Source organism: Pseudomonas haemolytica, assembly GCF_009659625.1.
GTDB lineage: Bacteria > Pseudomonadota > Gammaproteobacteria > Pseudomonadales > Pseudomonadaceae > Aquipseudomonas > Aquipseudomonas haemolytica.
In genome coordinates this window covers 183,152-202,902 of sequence record NZ_VOIW01000002.1, presented here as the reverse complement: position 1 = coordinate 202,902, position 19,751 = coordinate 183,152, and the positions used below count along the sequence as shown (strand labels likewise).

The window sequence follows — 19,751 nt, the reverse complement described above, 5'->3', positions numbered from 1 at the left end:
CGTTATGGAGCAACCGAATCAGAGCTACTGCCGTGGCTCCCAGGACAAGACCTTGCTGGCCATGACCATTGGCCAGGCCTTCGACCGCACCGCCGCGCAGTATGCTGAGGGCGAAGCCCTGGTGGTCCGACACCAACAGCGACGCTACACCTGGCGGCAGCTGGCCGAGACGGTCGATCTGCATGCGCGGGCATTTCTGGCCCTGGGCATGCAAACCGGCGACCGCCTGGGTATCTGGGCGCCTAATTGCGCCGAATGGCTGATCTGCCAGGTAGCAAGCGCCAAGCTCGGGGTGATCCTGGTCAATATCAACCCGGCCTATCGCAGGAGTGAGTTGGACTACGTGCTCAAGCAATCCGGCTGCCAATGGCTGGTATGCGCCGGTTCGTTCAAGACCTCCGATTACCACGCGATGGTCCAGGCGCTCAAGCCGGACCTGCGCGGCCTCATCAGCCTCGACTCCAGCCCGCCACCGGAATTCGTGCCCTGGTCGCAACTGTCAGCCCTGGGCGCCGGGGTCCCGGCCGAGCAACTGCACAGCCGCCAAGCCAGCCTGCACGTCGACCAACCCGTGAATATCCAGTACACCTCCGGCACCACGGGCTTCCCCAAGGGCGCCACCCTCAGCCACCACAATATCCTCAATAACGGCTATATGGTCGGCGAAAGCCTGGGCCTGACTGCGCAGGATCGTTTGGTCATCCCGGTGCCGCTGTACCACTGCTTCGGCATGGTAATGGGCAACCTCGGTTGCATCACCCACGGCACCACCATGATCTATCCCAACGACGGTTTCGACCCGCTGTTGACGTTGAGCGCCGTCGCCGAAGAAAAAGCCACCGGCTTGTATGGTGTGCCGACCATGTTTATCGCCATGCTCGATCACCCGCGCCGGGCCGAGTTCCAATTGTCCAGCCTGCGCACCGGCATCATGGCCGGGGCGACATGCCCTATCGAAGTGATGCGCCGAGTCATCCATGAACTGCACATGGGTGAAGTGCAGATCGCCTACGGCATGACCGAAACCAGCCCGGTGTCACTGCAGACCGGAGCCGATGACGATATCGAGCGGCGCGTCACCACGGTGGGCCGTACCCAACCGCAACTGGAAACCAAGATTATCGACGACGCCGGCAACACTGTAGCGCGCGGCGTGATAGGTGAGCTGTGCACCCGTGGCTACAGCGTGATGCTCGGATACTGGAACAACCCCGAAGGCACCCGCGAGGCCATCGACGACGCCGGCTGGATGCACACCGGCGACCTGGCGACCATGGATGAACAGGGTTACGTGTGCATTGCCGGGCGCAACAAGGACATGATCATTCGCGGCGGCGAGAACGTGTACCCACGGGAGTTGGAAGAGTTCTTCTTCACCCATCCGGCGGTGGCCGACGTGCAGATCATCGGCATCCCCGATGAGCGCTATGGCGAAGAAATCGTCGCCTGGATCAGATTCCATCCCGGCCATGTCGCTAACGAGCTTGAACTGCTGAGTTGGTGCAAGGACCGCATCGCCCACTTCAAGACGCCCAGGCACTTCAAGTTTGTGGATGAGTTTCCGATGACGGTAACGGGCAAGATCCAGAAGTTTCGCATGCGTGAGATTTCGATCGAGGAATTGCGCGAGCAATCTACCTAGCAGCGCACACTCCATTTGGGAGTGGCGGTGCGCCGCTCGCACATTTTGGATGCGATGAGTCAGCGGATGACCAAAGGCCAGGAAGCACAAAGGGGACCCGAAGGTCCCCTTTAATTTGTCGTTGCGTGCTCTTTTCTTATTATTGAGGGGCGGCCTGTTGTTGTTTTTGGTAGCCGTGGCCCGTACCGCTATTTTTGGCGACCCCCATCCGGGGTCAAGAGCAAACGTATTTTTTTGAACGCTGACCTGCTTCTTCGTAAACGATCCAACCAGTGGGTAGCTACCTGAGGTAATTTTATTTTTCTCTATCCGGTTGCGGGTTGCGGCACGCCGTACCCTGCGAAGCACATCTTCTCCAAAAAAATCTGTTAGCTGCGTCTCTGCCGTGTTGTTTTTGTTATGTCAGAGTCGTTTCGTCTTATTTTTATTAGGTTTGGCGCTTTTTATTCTTGTTATGCCATAGAGATAGCAGGAGGCGTGCCAACTTTTAAAAGTCTTCTAAAATCAATAAGTTAACTTTTTTGTGAGAAATATCTTTCAGTAAAGGCGACATATTTTGTTCCCGCGTTACCCGTTGTGTAGGTGTGCGGTAACACATTGTCACAGCCGTGCTACCTACCCTGCGTTACGTGCCTTCGCCACACGGGATCCACTGGGCCGCCCGAGCACCCGGCTGATCTGCTGGCCGGCGCCAATCAAGCACTCCAGGTCAATGCCCGTGTCGATGCCCAGGCCGTTGAGCAGGTAGAGCACATCCTCGGTGGCGACGTTACCGCTGGCGCCCTTGGCATAAGGGCAACCGCCGAGCCCCGCGATAGAGCTGTCGAACACATGGATGCCTTCCAGCAGGCTGGCGTAGACGTTGGCGATGGCCTGGCCGTAGGTGTCATGGAAATGCCCGGCCAGCTTGTCCCGTGGCACCTGGGCGCCGACGACTTCGAACAGGCGCCGGGTAGCGCCGGCCGTGCCGGTGCCGATGGTGTCGCCCAGGGACACTTCATAGCAGCCCATGGCATACAGCTCGCGGGCGACGGCCGCCACTTGCTGCGGCGCGATATCGCCTTCGTAAGGGCAACCCAACACACACGACACGTACCCGCGCACGCTGATGCCGTGCTGCTTGGCCGCGGCCATGATCGGCGCGAAACGCTCCAGGCTTTCGCTGATCGAGCAGTTGATATTGCGTTGGGAAAACGCCTCGGACGCGGCGGCAAACACCGCGACCTCCTTGACCCCGGCCGCCAGCGCATCCTCAAACCCGCGCAGGTTTGGCGCCAACGCGCCATAGGTCACACCGGGCTTGCGCTGGATCTGTGCAAACACCTCGGCTGAACCGGCCATTTGCGGCACCCATTTGGGCGAGACAAAACTGCCGACTTCGATATAGCTCAACCCGGCGGCGCTCAAGGCGTCCACCAACTGGACTTTATCCGCCACGCTGATGGGCTGGGCTTCGTTCTGCAAGCCGTCGCGCGGGCCGACTTCCACCAGGCGTACGTGTGAGGGGAGGGACATGGCAGTTACCTTCTGATTATTGGCCGGCTTGGCTCATGGTGTGCGCCAGTGCCTGGGTGCAGCGCTCTTCGGCGGTGTCCAGTTCCAGCTTCATCTGTTCGATATCCAGCAACTGTTGCTCAAGCTGTTCACGGCGCTCGGCGATCTTGGCCAGCATGCTGTGGAGTTGGATCTGGTTGCCGCCGGTAGGGTCGTAGAGTTCGATCAGCTCGCGGCATTCGGCCAGGGAAAAGCCGATGCGCTTGCCGCGCAGGATCAGCTTGAGGCTGACCTTGTCCCGCGCCGAGTAGATGCGCTCCTGGCCCCGGCGTTCAGGGGCCAGCAGGCCTTGTTCTTCATAGAAACGAATGGCGCGGGTGGTGATGTCGAGCTCGCGGGCGAGGTCGGAGATGCTGTAGGTCGTGCTCATGGGGGCGCTCAAGAAAGTCTTGGCGTTAAGCTAATGTCAGGTTGACGTAAACGTCAAGGGCCGCTGCGCAGCCCATCGGGGCCAAGCCCCCTCCCACAGGGTGAGTACTTCAGCCTCCCGCCTGTTGTTTATCCAGTTTCTTTTCGTGGGCCGTGACTTGCTGGCACAGCTCGATCATCTGCTCGCGCATCCAGCGGTTGGCCGGATCCTGGTCGGTGCTTTCATGCCAGTACAAATGGGTTTCCACCGGCGGCACATCGTTGACCGGCAAATTGAACCAGTGCAGTTCATGGCGTCGGGCGAAGCGCTCGGGCACGGTCATCACCATGTCGGTCTGTTGCAACACCTGGGAGGCCATCAGGTAATGCTGTGAGCGCAGGGCGATCTTGCGCTGGATGCCCATTTTGCCCAGGGCCAGGTCCACATGGCCCAAGCCGTTGCGGCGGCTGGAGATATGGATATGGGTCAGCGACAGGTAGTCATCCAGGCTGAATTTGTCCTTGCCCGCCATCGGGTGGCCTTTGCGCATGGCGCACACGTAGCGGTCCTCCATCAGCTTGACATGGCGCACCTGCGGGTCGGTGTTGAGGGGCGCGTCCACGGCAAAATCCAGGCGCCCGGCCGCCAGCTCCTTGGTGGTCTCACGGCGCTTGGACAGGAAGCTCTCGATCACCACGGTCGGCGCCAGGCGACGCAGGCGCTGGAACAACTGCGGCAGGATCACTGCCTCGGTGAGGTCGGTCATGCTGATGCGGTAGGTCTTGGCCGCCTGCTGCGGATTGAAGATGCGGCTTTCCTGCACCGACACTCGCAGCAACGACAGCGCATTGCGCACCGGGCCGATGATGTTCTGCGCCATGGGCGTGGGCACCATGCCCTGGGCGGTGCGCACGAACAGCGGGTCATTGAAGGTCTCGCGCAAACGCGCCAGGGCGTTGGACACCGCCGGCTGGGTGATGCCGACGATCTGCCCGGCGCGGGTCAGGTTGGCTTCGGTGTAGATCGCATCAAAGACGATGAAGAGGTTGAGGTCGACCTTGCTCAGATTCATTTCGTTGCGCTCTTCTTGTTAGATGTCCATACGCCGATCATATATCGGTGATGAATGTTAATACACGCCGAGAATAGGCTAGGTAAATTATCAACGCTGTTCTAGCATCGAATGCATGACCTAAACAACCTCTCAAAGAAGGGAGCTGCTCATGGATTTCGCCTATTCGCCCAAGGTTCAGGAACTGCGTGAACGCGTCACTGCGTTCATGGACGCTTATGTCTACCCGGCCGAGCCAGTGTTTGAGCGCCAGGTTAATGAAGGTGATCGCTGGCAGCCCACCGCAATCATGGAGGAGTTGAAGCTCAAGGCTAAAGCCGAAGGCCTGTGGAACCTGTTCCTGCCTGAGTCCGAACTGGGCGCCGGCCTGACCAACCTTGAGTACGCGCCGCTGGCCGAAATCATGGGCCGCTCCCTGCTGGGCCCGGAGCCCTTCAACTGCTCCGCCCCCGACACCGGCAATATGGAAGTGCTGGTGCGCTATGCCAACGAAGAACAGAAACGCCGCTGGCTCGAACCGTTGCTGCGCGGCGAAATTCGCTCTGCCTTTGCCATGACCGAACCGGACGTGGCTTCTTCGGACGCCACCAACATGGCCGCCCGCGCCGAACGCCAGGGCGACGAGTGGGTGATCAACGGCAAGAAATGGTGGACCTCAGGTGCCTGCGACCCGCGCTGCAAGATCCTGATCTTCATGGGCCTGAGCAACCCGGATGCGCCGCGTCACCAGCAGCACTCGATGATCCTGGTGCCGGTGGATGCACCCGGCGTAAAAATCGTACGGCCGCTGCCGGTATTCGGCTACGACGACGCGCCCCACGGCCACGCCGAAGTGCTCTTCGACAACGTGCGCGTACCCTACGAAAACGTCTTGCTCGGTGAGGGCCGTGGTTTCGAGATCGCCCAGGGCCGCCTTGGCCCGGGCCGTATCCACCACTGCATGCGTTCCATCGGGATGGCCGAGCGTGCGTTGGAGTTGATGTGCAAACGCTCGGTCAGCCGCACTGCATTCGGCAAGCCCCTGGCGCGTTTGGGCGGCAATATCGACAAGATTGCCGACTCGCGCATGGAAATCGACATGGCGCGCCTGCTGACCTTGAAAGCGGCGTACATGATGGACACCGTGGGCAACAAAGTGGCGAAAAGCGAAATCGCCCAGATCAAGGTGGTAGCGCCGAATGTGGCCTTGAAGGTGATCGACCGTGCGATCCAGATCCACGGCGGCGCCGGGGTTTCCAATGATTTCCCGCTGGCCTACATGTACGCCATGCAACGTACCCTGCGCCTGGCCGACGGCCCGGACGAAGTGCACCGCGCGGCAATTGGCAAGTTTGAGATTGGCAAGTATGTGCCTAGGGAGCTGATGCGTAGCGGGCAGTAGACCGCGTCATCTGTAATCGGGAGCAAGCCCCACATTGGAATGCATTCCAAGTGTGGGAGGGGGCTTGCTCCCGATGAGGCCGGATCAGGCACTGAAGATCCAGCAACCCTCAGTACACCCACACCTCCACCCGCCGATTCTTGATCCGCCCCTCATCCGCCGTATTCGCCGCCACCGGCATCTGCGCGCCAAACCCGCGAATATCCCTTAGCACCACGCCGCTCTTGACCAGTTCCCGGCGCACCGCCATCGCCCGTAACTTCGACAACAACGCCGCACGCTGCGGATCATTCTTGGCATCGCCAAACCCCACCAGCGTCACCCGTTTATCCAGCTTGCCGTGGCTTCTTATATAAGCCACCACTCGCTGCAGATCCTGGCGCGCCTTGTTGTCCAGGCTGGCGCTGCCTTCCTCGAAACGGAAATTCACCGTCAGGCGCTGGGCGTCACGGGTGATGGCCTGGTAGTCGTCGGGCATTGACGGGCGTGGCGTCACGCCTATCGCTTGTACCTGCTGGGCGATAAAGCCATTGGCGGCCACAATCGCCTGGCCCTTGCTGCCTTGGCTGAAGTCCACCAGCGCCTTGGCCCACGGGTTGCGGGAAGAGGGCGGCACGTAAAAGAACAGCCGCCGTGACAGCGGGTAATCCTCGGTGGCAATCAAGCTGGTCAAGGGCAGCATCGGTTGTGAGTCGCCGTCGACAATCGCCACCGCCTTGGCCTGGCGCACATAGGGCAGGCCGATAAAACCGATGCCTTGCGGGTCATGGCTGACCGCATCGGACAACGCCTCACTGGACTCGAAACGCTGGGCGGTCCCGGCAAGCGGTTTGCCCCGTCGGCTCAACACCAGCTCCTTGAACGTGTCGTAGGTGCCGGACTGATCATCCCGGGCATATAGATGAATGGCACCGCCAATGCCACCCAGTGCTTCCCAGGTGCTGACCTCGCCATTGAATATTTGCGCCAACTGCTCGGTGTTCAGGGTATTGAGCGGGTTGCGAGGGTTGAGGATGATCGCCAGACCATCGATGGCGATTACCTGTTCGGCGTCAGGGCTTTTCAGATCGCCCAGGGGTTCGAGGTCCACCAGCTCACTGTCCTTGATCGGGCGGGACGATGCGGCGAGGTCGGCGCGAGCGTTTTTCAGCGCGGCAAAGCCGGTGCTGGAACCATGGGCAGCGACCTCGACGGTCACCGTCTTGCCTTGGCGCGTCTTGCCGACCACGCGCTGCTCGTTCGCCCCGGCACCTGGCTCGCTGTGTACGCCCTGCAAGCCTTGATGCTCCATTAACCCCTTGACCAACGCGGGGCCGAGCGCCGCGCCGATGGTGTTGGAGCCCTGGATGCGTAGCGCAGGGCCTTGGTCGGGAATGGGCAGGGGAGTGGCCACGGCGGGCAGGGAGATCGCAAAGCACAGGAACAGAACGCGCAGCTTCATGCTGGCACCTTCTCAAGCCAAAGGGAGTGCCGCGAGATTAAGTCAGGCAGATGGCATGAATGTTACAGGCACACTGCAGGGCAAAATGTGGGAGGGGGCTTGCTCCCGATTGCGGTGTATCAGCTACAGATGAGCTGACTGACACACTGCTATCGGGGGCAAGCCCCCTCCCACATTTGCCCGAGTACAACCAGGCAACTCAGCTCAATTCCAGCCAGATCGGCGCATGATCCGAGGGTTTCTCCAACCCACGCAAATCGTAATCCACCCCGGCGTCCTTGACCCGCGGCACCAGGCCAGTGGATGCCATGATCACGTCAATACGCAGCCCACGCTTGGGCTCATCTTCAAACCCACGGCTGCGGTAATCGAACCAACTGAAGCGGTCGGCCACGTCCGGGTTGAGGTGGCGGAAGCTGTCGACCAGGCCCCAGTTCTTCAGGCGTGCCATCCACTCGCGCTCTTCCGGCAGAAAGCTGCACTTGCCGGTTTTCAACCAACGCTTGGCGTTGTCGGCGCCGATGCCGATGTCGCAATCTTCCGGAGAAATGTTCACATCGCCCATCACCACCAGCGCCTGGTCACTGCTGAACTGGCTTTCCAGCAGTTGCTGCAAGTCTTCATAAAAGCGTTGCTTGGCCGGGAACTTGGTGGGGTGATCGCGGCTTTCGCCTTGGGGGAAGTAGCCATTCATGATGGTCACCGGGTGGCCGTTTTCATCGGCGAAGGTGCCCCAGATAAAACGACGCTGGGCGTCCTCTTCATCGCTGGCAAAACCTTTGTTTACGCTCAGCGCCTCTTTGCGCGAGAGCAGGGCCACACCGTAGTGGCCTTTCTGCCCGTGGTAGTACACGTGATAACCCAGGGCCTGCACCTCGGCCAACGGGAACTGGTCATCGTGGACCTTGGTTTCCTGCAGGCCGATCACATCCGGTTGATGTTTTTCAATCAGCGCCGCCAGCTGGTGAGGGCGGGCGCGCAGCCCGTTGATATTGAAGGAGACGATTTTCATGGTCGACAGTCCAGTCTGGCAAAAGCGCGATGCTAGCCGACAAGTCCGGCGGGGGCCAGCGTGGCGGTAGGGCAGATGCACTGCTAATGTCTGGGAACGACTGGAGCTGCACAGGTTCGTACCCATAAGAACGCCATGTTTGAGTGGCGCCCAGGAGATTGACTGTTATGCCAGACACTTCGACGGCCATTGCCGAAATCCGCCTGCTCAATAGCGGCTACTCCCGCGAAGCGCGATCCCTGCTTTACCAGGCGTATCGCCATGAGCCGACCTTCGCCTACATCTTCGAAGCCGAACGCTCAGGCTATGAACAGCGGGTACGCGCCACCGTGCGCGAACTGGTCAAGCAGCATTTCTTCCAGAAGCTTCCCGCCATCGGCCTGTTCGTCAACGACCGACTGATCGGCATCGCCCTCATCGCACCGCCGCAGCGGCGTCTGGGTATCACCGAGAGCTGGGCCTGGCAGATCCGCATGTGGCTGAGCACCGGTGTGCGCGGTACACGGCGTTACCTGGAATACCATCAGGCCGTCCTGGCCTGCCTGCCCAGCGAGTCGGTGCATGTATTGCCTTTGCTGGGCATTCACCCGCAGTTCCAGGGCAAGCACTATGGTGAGCAACTGCTGGAAGCGGTACACAATTGGTGTGCCGACGACCCGCATTCCTCCGGCGTGGTGCTGGATACGGGCAATTCCCGCTACCTGGATTTCTACAAGCGCCAAGGTTATGAGGAGATCGGCGAAGTCGCTGTAGGCCCGGTGCTGGAGCATGTGTTTTTCCATCCTAATCCGCAGGCGTTACATGCTGTAACGGCTTAGGACAGAATTATTCAGACAATTCCAGGTTCAAAGAGCCTCCCTAGCTCGTGTAGCATCCGCGCCTATGAAGTTTCCAGGAAGATATACCAGCGGCTTGATTCTGCTGTTCACGAGCTGCGGCGCATTTGCGCAAAGCGAACTGGACGTGCGGATCAAACCCTCAAACGACGCGCTGAAAGCCAACATCGAAGGCTATATCGGCGGGGTGGGCGATCGTGATGAAGAGGCCTTGCTGCGGTTCAGCCGCGGCGCCGAGGAGCAGGCGCGCAAAGCCGCCCAGGCCTTGGGCTACTATCAGCCACAGATCGCCAGCGATGTTAAGGGCGGCAAGAACCCGCGCCTGACCCTGACCATCGACCCCGGCGAACCGGTGCATTTGCGCAACGTGACCATTCGGGTCGATGGCCAGGCCGCGAGCCTCAAGGCCTTTCGCGTGCCCGCCAGCGACGACCTCAAGTCCGGCGCCGTGCTCAACCACGGCCATTACGAAGACGCCAAGCGCCTGATCCAGAACCAGGCGTCGCGCTACGGCTTTTTCAGCGGGCGGTTTACCAGCCAGAAACTGGCGGTGGACCCCAAAGCGGGTGTGGCCGATATCGAACTCATCTACGACAGCGGCCCGCGCTACAGCATGGGCAAAGTCAGCTTCAGCGGTGACACACCGTTTGATGAAGAGCTGTTGCAACGCATGGTGCCGTTCAACAGCGGCACGCCGTACGACTCCGAACTGGTCGCCGAACTCAATCAAAACCTGCAAGCCAGCGGCTTCTTTGAAGGCGTGCGCGTGGACGCCAGCCCCACCGCTGCGACCAATGACGTGATCCCGGTCGCCGTGCAGCTGGAAACCCGCAAGCCGCGCACCATGGGCCTGGGCCTGGGTTACTCCACCGACGTCGGCCCACGGGGCAAAGCCAACTGGACGCGCCATTGGGTCAACCCCCAGGGCCACAGTTATGGCTGGGAAGCCGAACTGTCGGCGCCACGGCAGAACGTCGGGCTGTGGTACGACATCCCGCTTGACCCACCGCTCACCGACAAATTGCGCTTTGCCGGCGGCTATCAGAATGAAGAGATCGCCAACACCGATACCTTGAGCAAGCTGCTCACCATTGGCCCCGAATGGCACAGCAAGTTGCCCAGCGGCTGGACGCGGGTGATTTCCCTCAAGTACCAGCGGGAAGAGTACCGCCTGGGCAATGACTCGGGCCTGAGTAACCTGGTGATGCCGGGGGTCAGTTATTCCTACCTGCGCAGTGACAACCGCATCGACCCGCACCATGGCTACCGGCTGATGTTCGATACCAAGGTCGCCAAGGAGGGCCTGGGGTCCGACACCAACCTGCTTTACGGCACCGCCACGATCAAGGGCCTGACCACCTTGTGGGACAACCACCGTTTCCTGGGCCGCGCGCAATTTGGCGGCAGTGCCACCAACGGCTATAAATCCGTGCCACCGTCACTGCGCTTCTTTGCCGGCGGCGACCAGAGCGTGCGCGGCTATGAGTACCAGACCCTGTCGCCAGAGAACGATCGCGGCGATCGCATCGGTGGCCGCTACATGGTGGCCTTGAGCGCCGAGTATCAATACTCCATCACCGACAAATGGCGCATCGCGACCTTTGTCGACCAGGGCAACTCCTTCAACAACCTGGATTTTCCCAGCCTGAAAACCGGTGTGGGCGTTGGCGTACGCTGGGTCTCGCCAGTGGGGCCAATTCGTCTCGACCTCGCGCATGCCCTCGAAGATCCGGGCGGCGTTCGATTGCACTTTTCCATGGGGCCTGAGCTGTGATGCGTGGTTTGAAAATAGCGGGGCTGGCGCTGGTCGGCATCCTCGCTTTGCTGTTGTTGGCGCTGTGGTCGGTACTCGGCACCCAGGCCGGCAGTCGTTGGGCCTTGGGCCAGGTGCCGGGTTTGAGCGTAGAGAATTTCCAGGGCCGCCTGGGCGGGCAGTGGAGCGCCGAGCATCTGCTGTGGCAGCAGGACGACAGCCGCGTCGAGCTGAATGCGCCGAAGTTTGATTGGTCGCCCGGCTGCCTGCTGCGCATGACCCTGTGTATCAACCAGCTGGATGTGGAGCAGGTCAGCCTGGAATTTCCACCCAGTGCCGAAGAGAGCAGCAGCGGGCCGATTCAACTGCCCGAACTGAAACTGCCGCTTGCCCTCCAGTTGGGCGACGTTCGCATCGGTAGCCTGTTGTTCAACGGCAGTGAAGAACTCAAGGGCCTGCAATTGGCGGCGCACTGGACCGCTGCCGGTATGCAGATCGACTCGGTACACCTGCAACGCGACGACCTCGTGCTGGACCTTGCCGGCTTGCTGCAACCCACCGGTGATTGGCCGCTCAATGCCAGCGGCAACCTGAGCTTGCCCTACGCCCCAGGCGGTGCACCCTGGACTATCGCGCTCAAGATCGACGGCGACCTGCTCAAGACCCTCAAACTCGACGCCGACAGCAGCGGCTACCTGCCGGCCAAGCTCAGCGGCGAGTTGCAACCCCTGGTGGAAAACCTGCCTGCGCAGTTGCACATCACCTCCGAGGCTTTCAAGCCCAGCGCCGACCTGCCTGACACCCTGCAACTCAACCAGCTGGACCTGAGCGCCAAGGGCGACCTGAAAAGCGGCTACCAGTTGCTGGGCAAGGCCGTGCTGCCGGCGGAAAAAGGCCCGGTGGATTTGCTCTTGCAAGGCAAGGTCGACGCCAAGGGCGCGCAGATCGCCGGCCTGGACTTGAATGCCGGTGACAAGCAAAGCCTCAAGCTCAGTGCCAACCTGGACTGGCAGCAAGGCTTGCGCGCTGACGCCAAGATCGACTGGTTGGACTTCCCCTGGCATCGCCTCTATCCCGTGATCGATGAACCCCAAGTGGCATTGCGCACCTTCAACGGTGAAGTCTCTTATAAGGACGGCAATTACCTCGGCAATCTCAAGGCCGACCTCGACGGCCCAGCGGGTAAATTCAATGTGGTCACGCCCTTCAGCGGCGACCTCAAGCAAATCTTTTTGCCCGAACTGAAACTGACCGCCGGCCAGGGCAAGGCCGAAGGTCACCTGAACGTGCAATTTGCCGACGGCATTGCCTGGGATACCGCGCTGGATCTGTCGGCGCTGAACCCTGCGTACTGGGTCGCGGAGTTGCCCGGCACCCTGGCCGGGCCGCTGCGCAGTAAAGGCGAGTTCAAGAATGAACAGCTCAAGCTCAACGCCGATTTAGACCTCAAGGGCCGCCTGCGTGGGCAGACCGCGGTGCTGGCGGCCAAGGCCGAAGGCGCCGGGGAGCAATGGACCCTGGCCAACCTGGATATCCGCCTGGGCGACAACCGCATCAACGGCAGCGGCAGCCTGCAACAACGCCTGGCCGGGCAGATCGACATCAAGCTGACGCGCCTGGCCCAGCTATGGCCGCAACTGCGTGGGCAAATCAATGGCCGTGTCGATGTGGCAGGCACCCTGAAAGCGCCCCAAGGCAAGCTCGATCTCAAGGGCCAGCAACTGGCATTTGCCGACAACCGCCTGCAAACCCTCAACCTGGACGCCAGCCTCGATAGCGCCCAGCGCGCCAAGCTCGACCTGAAGGCCAGCGGCATCCAGGCCGGCGAAACCCAGGTGGGTAACCTCACCGCCAGCGCCCAGGGCGATATCAAGAGCCAGAAAGTCCAGTTGGACCTGGCCGGCCCGTTGGTCAAGCTGGCCCTGGCCTTGGATGGCAACCTCGACAAAGGCAACTGGCGCGGGCGCCTGGCCAGCGGCGATGTGCAAGCCGGTGGCCAGGACTGGCGTCTGCAAGCTCCGGCGAAAATCGAGCGGCTGGCCGATGGCAAGCTCACCTTCGGCGCGCACTGCTGGGTCTCCGGGCCGGCCAGCCTGTGTGGCGAAGACCAGCGCCTGATGCCCGAACCGAAGCTGCGTTACCACCTCAAGCAATTCCCCATCGATAGCCTGGCGGCCTTTTTGCCCAAGGACTTCGCCTGGCAGGGCAAACTCAACGCCGACGTCCAACTGGACTTGCCGGAGAGCGGGCCCAAAGGCGTGGTGGCGGTGGACGCCAGTGGCGGCACCTTGCGCGTACGGGACAAGGGCCAGTGGCTGGATTTCCCTTACGACACGCTGAAGCTGGAAACCACCCTCAACCCCAAGCGCATCGACACCCAGCTGAATTTCCGTGGCGGCAAGCTCGGCGAGTTGGTGTTGCAGGCGCAAATCAACCCGTTGCCGAACAACAAGCCGATCACCGGCAATTTCAGCCTTACCGGCCTGGACCTCGCCGTGGCGCGGCCCTTTGTGCCAATGGTGGAAAAACTCAACGGCAAGCTCAACGGCAATGGCCGCATCTCCGGCGGTCTGCTCGCACCCCTGGTCAACGGCAACCTGAGCCTGGTGGACGGTGAAGTCTCCGGGCCGGAATTGCCCATCAGCCTTGAGGGCCTGAACCTGCAGGCGCAGATCGCCGGCGAAAGCGTGCAGCTCAATGGTGGCTGGCACAGCGGCAAGGCCGGGCAGGGCAGCCTCAAGGGCCAGATCGACTGGGGCCGCGCCTTGGTGGTCGACCTCAGCCTCAAGGGCTCGCAACTGCCGGTCACGGTGGAACCCTATGCCAAGCTGGAAGTGGCGCCCGACCTGAAAATCAGCCTCAAGGACGACAAGCTGGCGATTGCCGGCAAGGTCCACATCCCCCGTGGCGATATCACCGTGCGCGAATTGCCACCGTCGACGGTCAAGGTCTCCGATGACACGGTGATCATTGGCAGCCAGACCGAAGAGGGCAAACCGCCAATGGCCATGGCCATGGATATCGACGTGGAGGTGGGCGAAGACCAGCTTAACTTCGCCGGCTTCGGCCTCACTGCCAAGGTCCAGGGCCATGTGCATATCGGCGACAACATGGACACCCGCGGCGAACTGTGGCTCAACGACGGCCGCTACCGCGCCTACGGCCAGCGCCTCAACGTGCGCCGTGCGCGCCTGCTGTTCGCCGGGCCGCTGGACCAACCGTTCCTGGATATCGAAGCGGTACGCATCGTCACCGAATCCAGCCGCACGGTCACCGCGGGTATTCGCCTGAGCGGCAGTGCCGAACAGCCGACCACGCAGATCTTCTCCGAGCCGGCCATGGCCCAGGAAGATGCGCTGTCCTACCTGGTGCTGGGCCGCTCGCGCACCAACACCGGCGAAGACAACAACATGCTTGCAGAAGCCGCCCTGGGCCTGGGCTTGATGGGCAGTGCCGGTTTGACCTCGGATATTGCCAACAAGCTGGGCATCCAGGATTTCGACCTCGACACCCAAGGCACCGGTAACAGCACCGCCGTAGTGGCGAGCGGCAAGATCAACGAGAAACTCAGCCTGCGTTACGGGGTAGGGGTGTTCGAGCCGGCCAACACCATTGCGCTGCGCTACTTGCTGAGCAAGAAGGTGTACCTGGAAGTGGCCACGGGCGTGGCCAGCTCCCTGGATATCTTCTACAAGCGCGATTTCTGACCAGTACAGGGTAATAAATGTGGGAGGGGGCTTGCTCCCGATGGCGGTGGGTCAGCTACAAATTAGCTGACTGACATACCGCCATCGGGAGCAAGCCCCCTCCCACATTTAACTGCATTGCAAGCCACTAAATCAGCCAACTACCAAGCAAGCTAATTATTCCATTTGACATTCGCTGCCTAAGCAGTAACATCTCGTCACATATTCGCTGCCTAGGCAGTAATAAGGTGACTTTCGATGCCTCACTTCACCCCTGACAACTTCCACAACTGCCATCTTGGCTTGTTGCTGGGCCGCGCCGCGATTCTCAAGGACCGGATCATCGACACGCATATGGAACCCCACGGCATCACCGCCGCGCAGTTCAAGGTGTTGATCATCATGGCCCAGTTCGGCGTCGACACCCCGGCCGAGCTGTGCCGCAACCTGTCTCTGGACAGCGGCTCGATGACGCGCATGCTCGACCGGCTGGAGCAAAAAGACCTGCTAAGCCGCAAGCGGTCCGAGCTGGACCGCCGTCAGGTGCAGTTGGTACTGACCGCCGAAGGCCAGCGCCTGGCGGACATGTTGCCGCATATCGGCGCCCAGGCCCTCAATCAACTGGCTGGCGCCCTCGAACCGGGCGAGCTGGAAAGCCTGGAACGGATTCTGAAGAAGATTTTGATCGCTGCGGGTGACCCCATCACTATCCAGCGGGTAGGTAAACAATGAACACACGCGCATTCAGCCTGGTGCTGGCGGCGATGACGCTGGCCGGTTGTGCCAACTACAGCGGCCTCGACACCCAGGGCCAACGCCTCGACGCCAACACCCTGCACACCGGTAAATCCCTGAGCGGCGTGACCCTGTCCAGCGCCGCGTGGCCGGCCGCCGACTGGTGGAAAAGCCTCGGCGACCCACAGCTCGACGGCCTGATCGCTGAGGCCCTGCAACACAGCCCCGATATGCAAGTCGCCGATGCCCGTGCCCATCAGGCCGAAGCCGCCGCCTATGCCGCCAACGCCGCACGCATGCCGACCCTGGATGCCAGCGCCGGCGTCAGTCGTTCGCGCCTGGCCAAAGACCAGGACCCGCGGGGGCAGGGCGATGCGTACTCGACGGTGCGCAATGTCGGCGCCAGCTTCAACTACAACTTCGACTTGTGGGGCGGCCAGCGCGCCGCCTGGGAGGCCACCCTGGGCGAGGCCCGCGCCGCCGAAGTCGATCAACAGGCCGCGCGCCTGACCCTGGCCGCCAACGTGGCCAAGGCCTACAGCGACCTGGGCCAAGCGCATATCGTGCGTGACCTGGCCACCGACGACCTCAAGCGCACGCGGCAGATGCTCGACCTGAGCAAGCGCCGCTTGAGTTCCGGCATCGACAGCGAGTACCAGTACCAGCAGACCGAGAGCCTGGAAGCCAGCTCCCAGTCGCAGTTGATCGATGCGGAAAAACAACTGCAAAGCGCCAAGATCGCCCTGGCGGTGTTGCTCGGCAAAGGCCCGGACCGTGGCAGCGAGCTGGCGCGCCCGGCAGTGCTCAAGCCCAGCGCCGTCGCGGTGCCTTCGGTACTGCCTGCCGAGCTGCTCGGCCGACGCCCCGACCTGGTCGCCGCACGCTGGCGGGTAGAGGCGGCGAGCAAGAACATCGACGCCAGCAAAACCCGCTTCTACCCCAACCTCAATCTGAGCGCGAGCGCCGGGGCGGAGTCGTTGCTGGGGGACGCGATGTTCGGTTCGGCCAGCCGCTTCTTCAATATTGCGCCGACCCTTTCGCTGCCGATCTTCGACGGCGGTCGCCTGCGCGCCGACCTCGATGCCCGCGACGCCGACTACGACCTGGCGGTAGCCCAGTACAACAAAACCCTGGTGCAAGCCTTGGGCGATATCGGCACCACCCTTTCGCAGCTGCGCGACACCGGGCGGCAGATCCAGGCCCAGCAACATGCCGCGGACATTGCCCAGCAGTCCTATGACACCGGGGTGCAGCGCTACAGCTCAGGCATCGGCAACTACCTGGATGTGCTCAGCATCGAGCAGCAATTGCTGCAGGCCCAGCGTCAGTTGGCAACCCTGAATGCCGCGCAGATCGATCTGTCGATTCAACTGATGCAGGCCCTGGGTGGCGGGTACAACGCCAACAGCGTGACCGCGACCACCCCCGCTACACGCACGGAATAATTTGAGGTATTTGTCATGACCACTGCCGAAAACACCACTGCAACTGAACAACCCAAAGACAACAACCCACGCAAACGCAAAGTGATGCTGATCGGCCTGGCGCTGATCGTTATTCTCGGTGTGGTCGGCGTGTGGGGCTGGTATGAGTTCTACGGCCGCTTCAATGAAAGTACCGACGACGCCTATGTGAACGGCAACGTGGTGGAAATCACCCCGCTGGTCACCGGCACCGTGGTCAGCATCGGCGCCGACGATGGCGACCTGGTCCACGAAGGCCAGGTGCTGATCAACTTCGACCCCAACGACGCTGCCGTCGGCCTGCAGAGTGCCCAGGCCAACCTGGCCCGCACCGTGCGCCAGGTGCGCGGCTTGTACAGCAACGTCGATGGCATGAAAGCCCAGGTCAATGCGCAGAAAGCCGATGTGCAAACCGCCCAGGACAACTACAACCGTCGTAAGACCCTGGCCCAGGGCGGCGCGATTTCCCAGGAAGAACTGTCCCACGCCCGCGACAGCCTGACCGCCGCCAAGAACGCCTTGACCAACCTCGAGCAGCAACTGAAAACCAGCAATGCCTTGGTGGATGACACGGTGATTTCGTCCCACCCCGACGTGCAAGCTGCCGCCGCGCAGTTGCGCCAGGCCTACCTGGCCAACGCGCGCAGTACCTTGATCGCGCCGGTCACAGGTTACGTGGCCAAGCGCACCGTGCAATTGGGCCAGCGCGTACAGCCTGGCACCGCGTTGATGGCGGTGATTCCGCTGGACCAGCTGTGGATCGACGCCAACTTCAAGGAAACCCAGCTGCGTGATATGCGCATCGGCCAGCCGGTGGATATCGAGTCCGACATCTACGGCAGCGACGTGAAGTACAGCGGCACCGTCGACAGCCTCGGCGCCGGTACCGGCAGCGCGTTCGCCTTGCTGCCGGCCCAGAACGCCACCGGTAACTGGATCAAGATTGTGCAACGGGTGCCGGTGCGCATTCATATCAACGCCGAAGAGTTGGCCAAGCACCCGCTGCGCGTGGGCCTGAGTACGGTGGTCAACGTGAACCTGCACGACCAGAGCGGCCCGGTGCTGGCGCAACAGGCGCCGCAGAAAGCGTCGTTCAGCACCAATGTGTATGATCGCCAATTGGCCGAGGCCGATGCCATGATCAACCAGTTGATCCATGACAACAGCGTCGCCGCTCCCAAGGCTGCGCAACGCTGATGAGCAATAACGCCTCGTTCACGCCACCCAGCCTGCTGATGGCCACTATTGGCCTGTCGCTGGCGACCTTTATGCAGGTGCTCGATACCACCATCGCCAACGTGGCGTTGCCGACTATCTCTGGCAACCTCGGTGTGAGTTCCGAGCAGGGCACCTGGGTGATTACCTCGTTTGCGGTGAGCAACGCCATCGCCTTGCCGCTTACCGGTTGGTTGAGCCGGCGCTTTGGCGAGGTGAAGCTGTTTTTGTGGGCGACCATCCTGTTTGTGCTGGCGTCGTTCCTCTGTGGGATTTCCACCTCAATGCCCGAGCTGATCGGCTTTCGGGTGCTGCAAGGCTTGGTCGCCGGGCCGTTGTACCCGATGACGCAGACGCTATTGATCGCGGTCTACCCACCCGCCAGGCGCGGCATGGCACTGGCGTTACTGGCGATGGTCACCGTGGTGGCGCCCATTGCGGGGCCGATCCTCGGCGGCTGGATCACTGACAGCTACAGTTGGCCGTGGATCTTCTTCATCAACGTACCCATCGGTATCTTTGCGGTGATGGTGGTGCGTTCGCAGTTGAAGAAACGCCCGGTGGTCACCAGCTACCAGCCGATGGACTACGTCGGGCTGCTGAGCCTGATCGTCGGTGTCGGCGCCTTGCAGATCATCCTCGACAAGGGCAATGACCTGGACTGGTTCGAATCCAACTTCATCATCATCGGTGCGGCGATCTCGGTGGTGGCGCTGGCGGTGTTCATCATCTGGGAAATGACCGACAAGCACCCGGTGGTGAACCTGCGGTTGTTCGCTCACCGTAACTTCCGGATCGGCACTATCGTGTTGGTCCTCGGTTATGCGGGCTTCTTCGGCATCAACCTGATCCTGCCGCAATGGCTGCAGACCCAGATGGGCTATACCGCCACCTGGGCCGGGCTGGCGGTGGCACCGATCGGTATCCTGCCGGTGCTGATGTCGCCGTTCGTGGGCAAGTACGCGCACAAGTTCGACTTGCGCCTGCTGGCGGGCCTGGCGTTCCTGGCGATTGGCTTGAGCTGCTTTATGCGCGCCGGTTTCACCAACGAAGTGGACTTCACCCACATCGCCCTGGTGCAGCTGTTCATGGGCATTGGCGTGGCGCTGTTCTTCATGCCGACCCTGAGCATCCTGATGTCCGACCTGCCGCCGCACCAGATTGCCGACGGCGCCGGGCTTGCGACCTTCCTGCGCACATTGGGCGGCAGCTTCGCGGCTTCGCTGACCACCTGGATCTGGATCCGCCGGGCCGACCAGCACCATGCCTATATGAGCGAGAGCATGACGCCCTATGACTCGGCCACCCGTGACGCCTTGCAGGCGCTCGGTGGAGCGGGGCACAAGGCGTATGCGCAATTGGACCAAGTGCTCACCAGCCAGGCGTACATGATGTCCACCGTGGATTACTTCACGTTGCTGGGGTGGATGTTCATGGGCTTGATGTTGCTGGTGTGGCTGGCCAAGCCGCCATTTGGCGCCAAGGCAGGGCCGGAAGCGTCCGGCCACTGACCGGCAAAGGTTGGAATGCAATTCAATGTGGGAGGGGGCTTGCCCCCGATAGCGGTGGGTCAGCCAAAAAATATGCTGACTGATCCACAGCCATCGGGGGC

At 61.5% G+C, this 19,751-nt stretch carries 14 protein-coding genes; 9 read left to right on the top strand and 5 right to left on the bottom strand.

The features are described from left to right. The first annotated feature begins 4 nt into the window (after window positions 1–4). On the top strand, window positions 5–1,642 hold the full coding sequence (locus FRT59_RS07130; protein ID WP_153870787.1) for an AMP-binding protein: 1,638 nt from the start codon (window positions 5–7) through the stop codon (window positions 1,640–1,642). Between the two features lie 615 nt (window positions 1,643–2,257). Here the strand turns inward: FRT59_RS07130 and FRT59_RS07125 are convergent. The 3 genes from FRT59_RS07125 to FRT59_RS07115 form a co-directional block, all read right to left on the bottom strand. Then, complete coding sequence (locus FRT59_RS07125) at window positions 2,258–3,157, bottom strand: hydroxymethylglutaryl-CoA lyase (RefSeq protein WP_034120319.1); 900 nt, start codon at window positions 3,155–3,157, stop codon at window positions 2,258–2,260. A 16-nt stretch (window positions 3,158–3,173) separates the two neighbouring features. Continuing rightward, window positions 3,174–3,566 carry a MerR family transcriptional regulator gene (locus FRT59_RS07120; RefSeq protein WP_034120318.1) on the bottom strand — a complete coding sequence of 131 codons (393 nt, stop codon included), beginning with the start codon at window positions 3,564–3,566 and terminating at the stop codon, window positions 3,174–3,176. A 109-nt stretch (window positions 3,567–3,675) separates the two neighbouring features. Next, a complete protein-coding gene (locus FRT59_RS07115; RefSeq protein ID WP_034120317.1) occupies window positions 3,676–4,617 on the bottom strand; it encodes a LysR family transcriptional regulator in 942 nt (313 codons plus the stop codon). A gap of 151 nt (window positions 4,618–4,768) precedes the next feature. Between FRT59_RS07115 and FRT59_RS07110 the strand changes: the two genes are divergently transcribed. After that, the gene (locus FRT59_RS07110; protein WP_153839270.1) at window positions 4,769–5,998 is read left to right on the top strand and encodes an acyl-CoA dehydrogenase; all 1,230 of its coding nucleotides are present in this window, start codon (window positions 4,769–4,771) and stop codon (window positions 5,996–5,998) included. Window positions 5,999–6,107: 109 nt separating this feature from the next. On the opposite strand, the gene FRT59_RS07105 is transcribed toward FRT59_RS07110, so the two are convergent. Both FRT59_RS07105 and xthA read right to left on the bottom strand, forming a co-directional pair. Beyond that, entirely contained in the window at window positions 6,108–7,439 is a 1,332-nt protein-coding gene (locus tag FRT59_RS07105; protein WP_153870786.1) for a substrate-binding domain-containing protein, read from the bottom strand. A 199-nt stretch (window positions 7,440–7,638) separates the two neighbouring features. After that, window positions 7,639–8,451 carry an exodeoxyribonuclease III gene (xthA, locus tag FRT59_RS07100; protein ID WP_034120314.1) on the bottom strand — a complete coding sequence of 271 codons (813 nt, stop codon included), beginning with the start codon at window positions 8,449–8,451 and terminating at the stop codon, window positions 7,639–7,641. 167 nt (window positions 8,452–8,618) lie between these two features. Between xthA and FRT59_RS07095 the strand changes: the two genes are divergently transcribed. The 7 genes from FRT59_RS07095 to FRT59_RS07065 all read left to right on the top strand — a co-directional run bounded on the left by FRT59_RS07095 (window position 8,619) and on the right by FRT59_RS07065 (window position 19,650). Further along, entirely contained in the window at window positions 8,619–9,269 is a 651-nt protein-coding gene (locus tag FRT59_RS07095; RefSeq protein ID WP_034120313.1) for a GNAT family N-acetyltransferase, read from the top strand. 64 nt (window positions 9,270–9,333) lie between these two features. Further along, the gene (locus tag FRT59_RS07090) at window positions 9,334–11,061 is read left to right on the top strand and encodes an autotransporter assembly complex protein TamA (protein ID WP_034120312.1); all 1,728 of its coding nucleotides are present in this window, start codon (window positions 9,334–9,336) and stop codon (window positions 11,059–11,061) included. Continuing rightward, entirely contained in the window at window positions 11,061–14,747 is a 3,687-nt protein-coding gene (locus FRT59_RS07085; RefSeq protein WP_153870785.1) for a translocation/assembly module TamB domain-containing protein, read from the top strand. Before FRT59_RS07090 ends, FRT59_RS07085 begins: the two co-directional genes overlap by 1 nt. Before the next feature lie 237 nt (window positions 14,748–14,984). Next, window positions 14,985–15,458, top strand: coding sequence for a MarR family winged helix-turn-helix transcriptional regulator (locus FRT59_RS07080; protein WP_034120310.1), 474 nt, complete (start codon window positions 14,985–14,987; stop codon window positions 15,456–15,458). Next, window positions 15,455–16,906: an efflux transporter outer membrane subunit gene (locus FRT59_RS07075; protein ID WP_153870784.1), complete on the top strand. Its 1,452-nt coding sequence runs from the start codon at window positions 15,455–15,457 to the stop codon at window positions 16,904–16,906. Before FRT59_RS07080 ends, FRT59_RS07075 begins: the two co-directional genes overlap by 4 nt. A gap of 15 nt (window positions 16,907–16,921) precedes the next feature. After that, the gene (locus FRT59_RS07070) at window positions 16,922–18,121 is read left to right on the top strand and encodes an HlyD/EmrA/EmrK family protein (RefSeq protein ID WP_034120307.1); all 1,200 of its coding nucleotides are present in this window, start codon (window positions 16,922–16,924) and stop codon (window positions 18,119–18,121) included. Then, window positions 18,121–19,650 carry a DHA2 family efflux MFS transporter permease subunit gene (locus FRT59_RS07065; RefSeq protein WP_153870783.1) on the top strand — a complete coding sequence of 510 codons (1,530 nt, stop codon included), beginning with the start codon at window positions 18,121–18,123 and terminating at the stop codon, window positions 19,648–19,650. Before FRT59_RS07070 ends, FRT59_RS07065 begins: the two co-directional genes overlap by 1 nt. The last annotated feature ends 101 nt before the right edge of the window (window positions 19,651–19,751 follow it).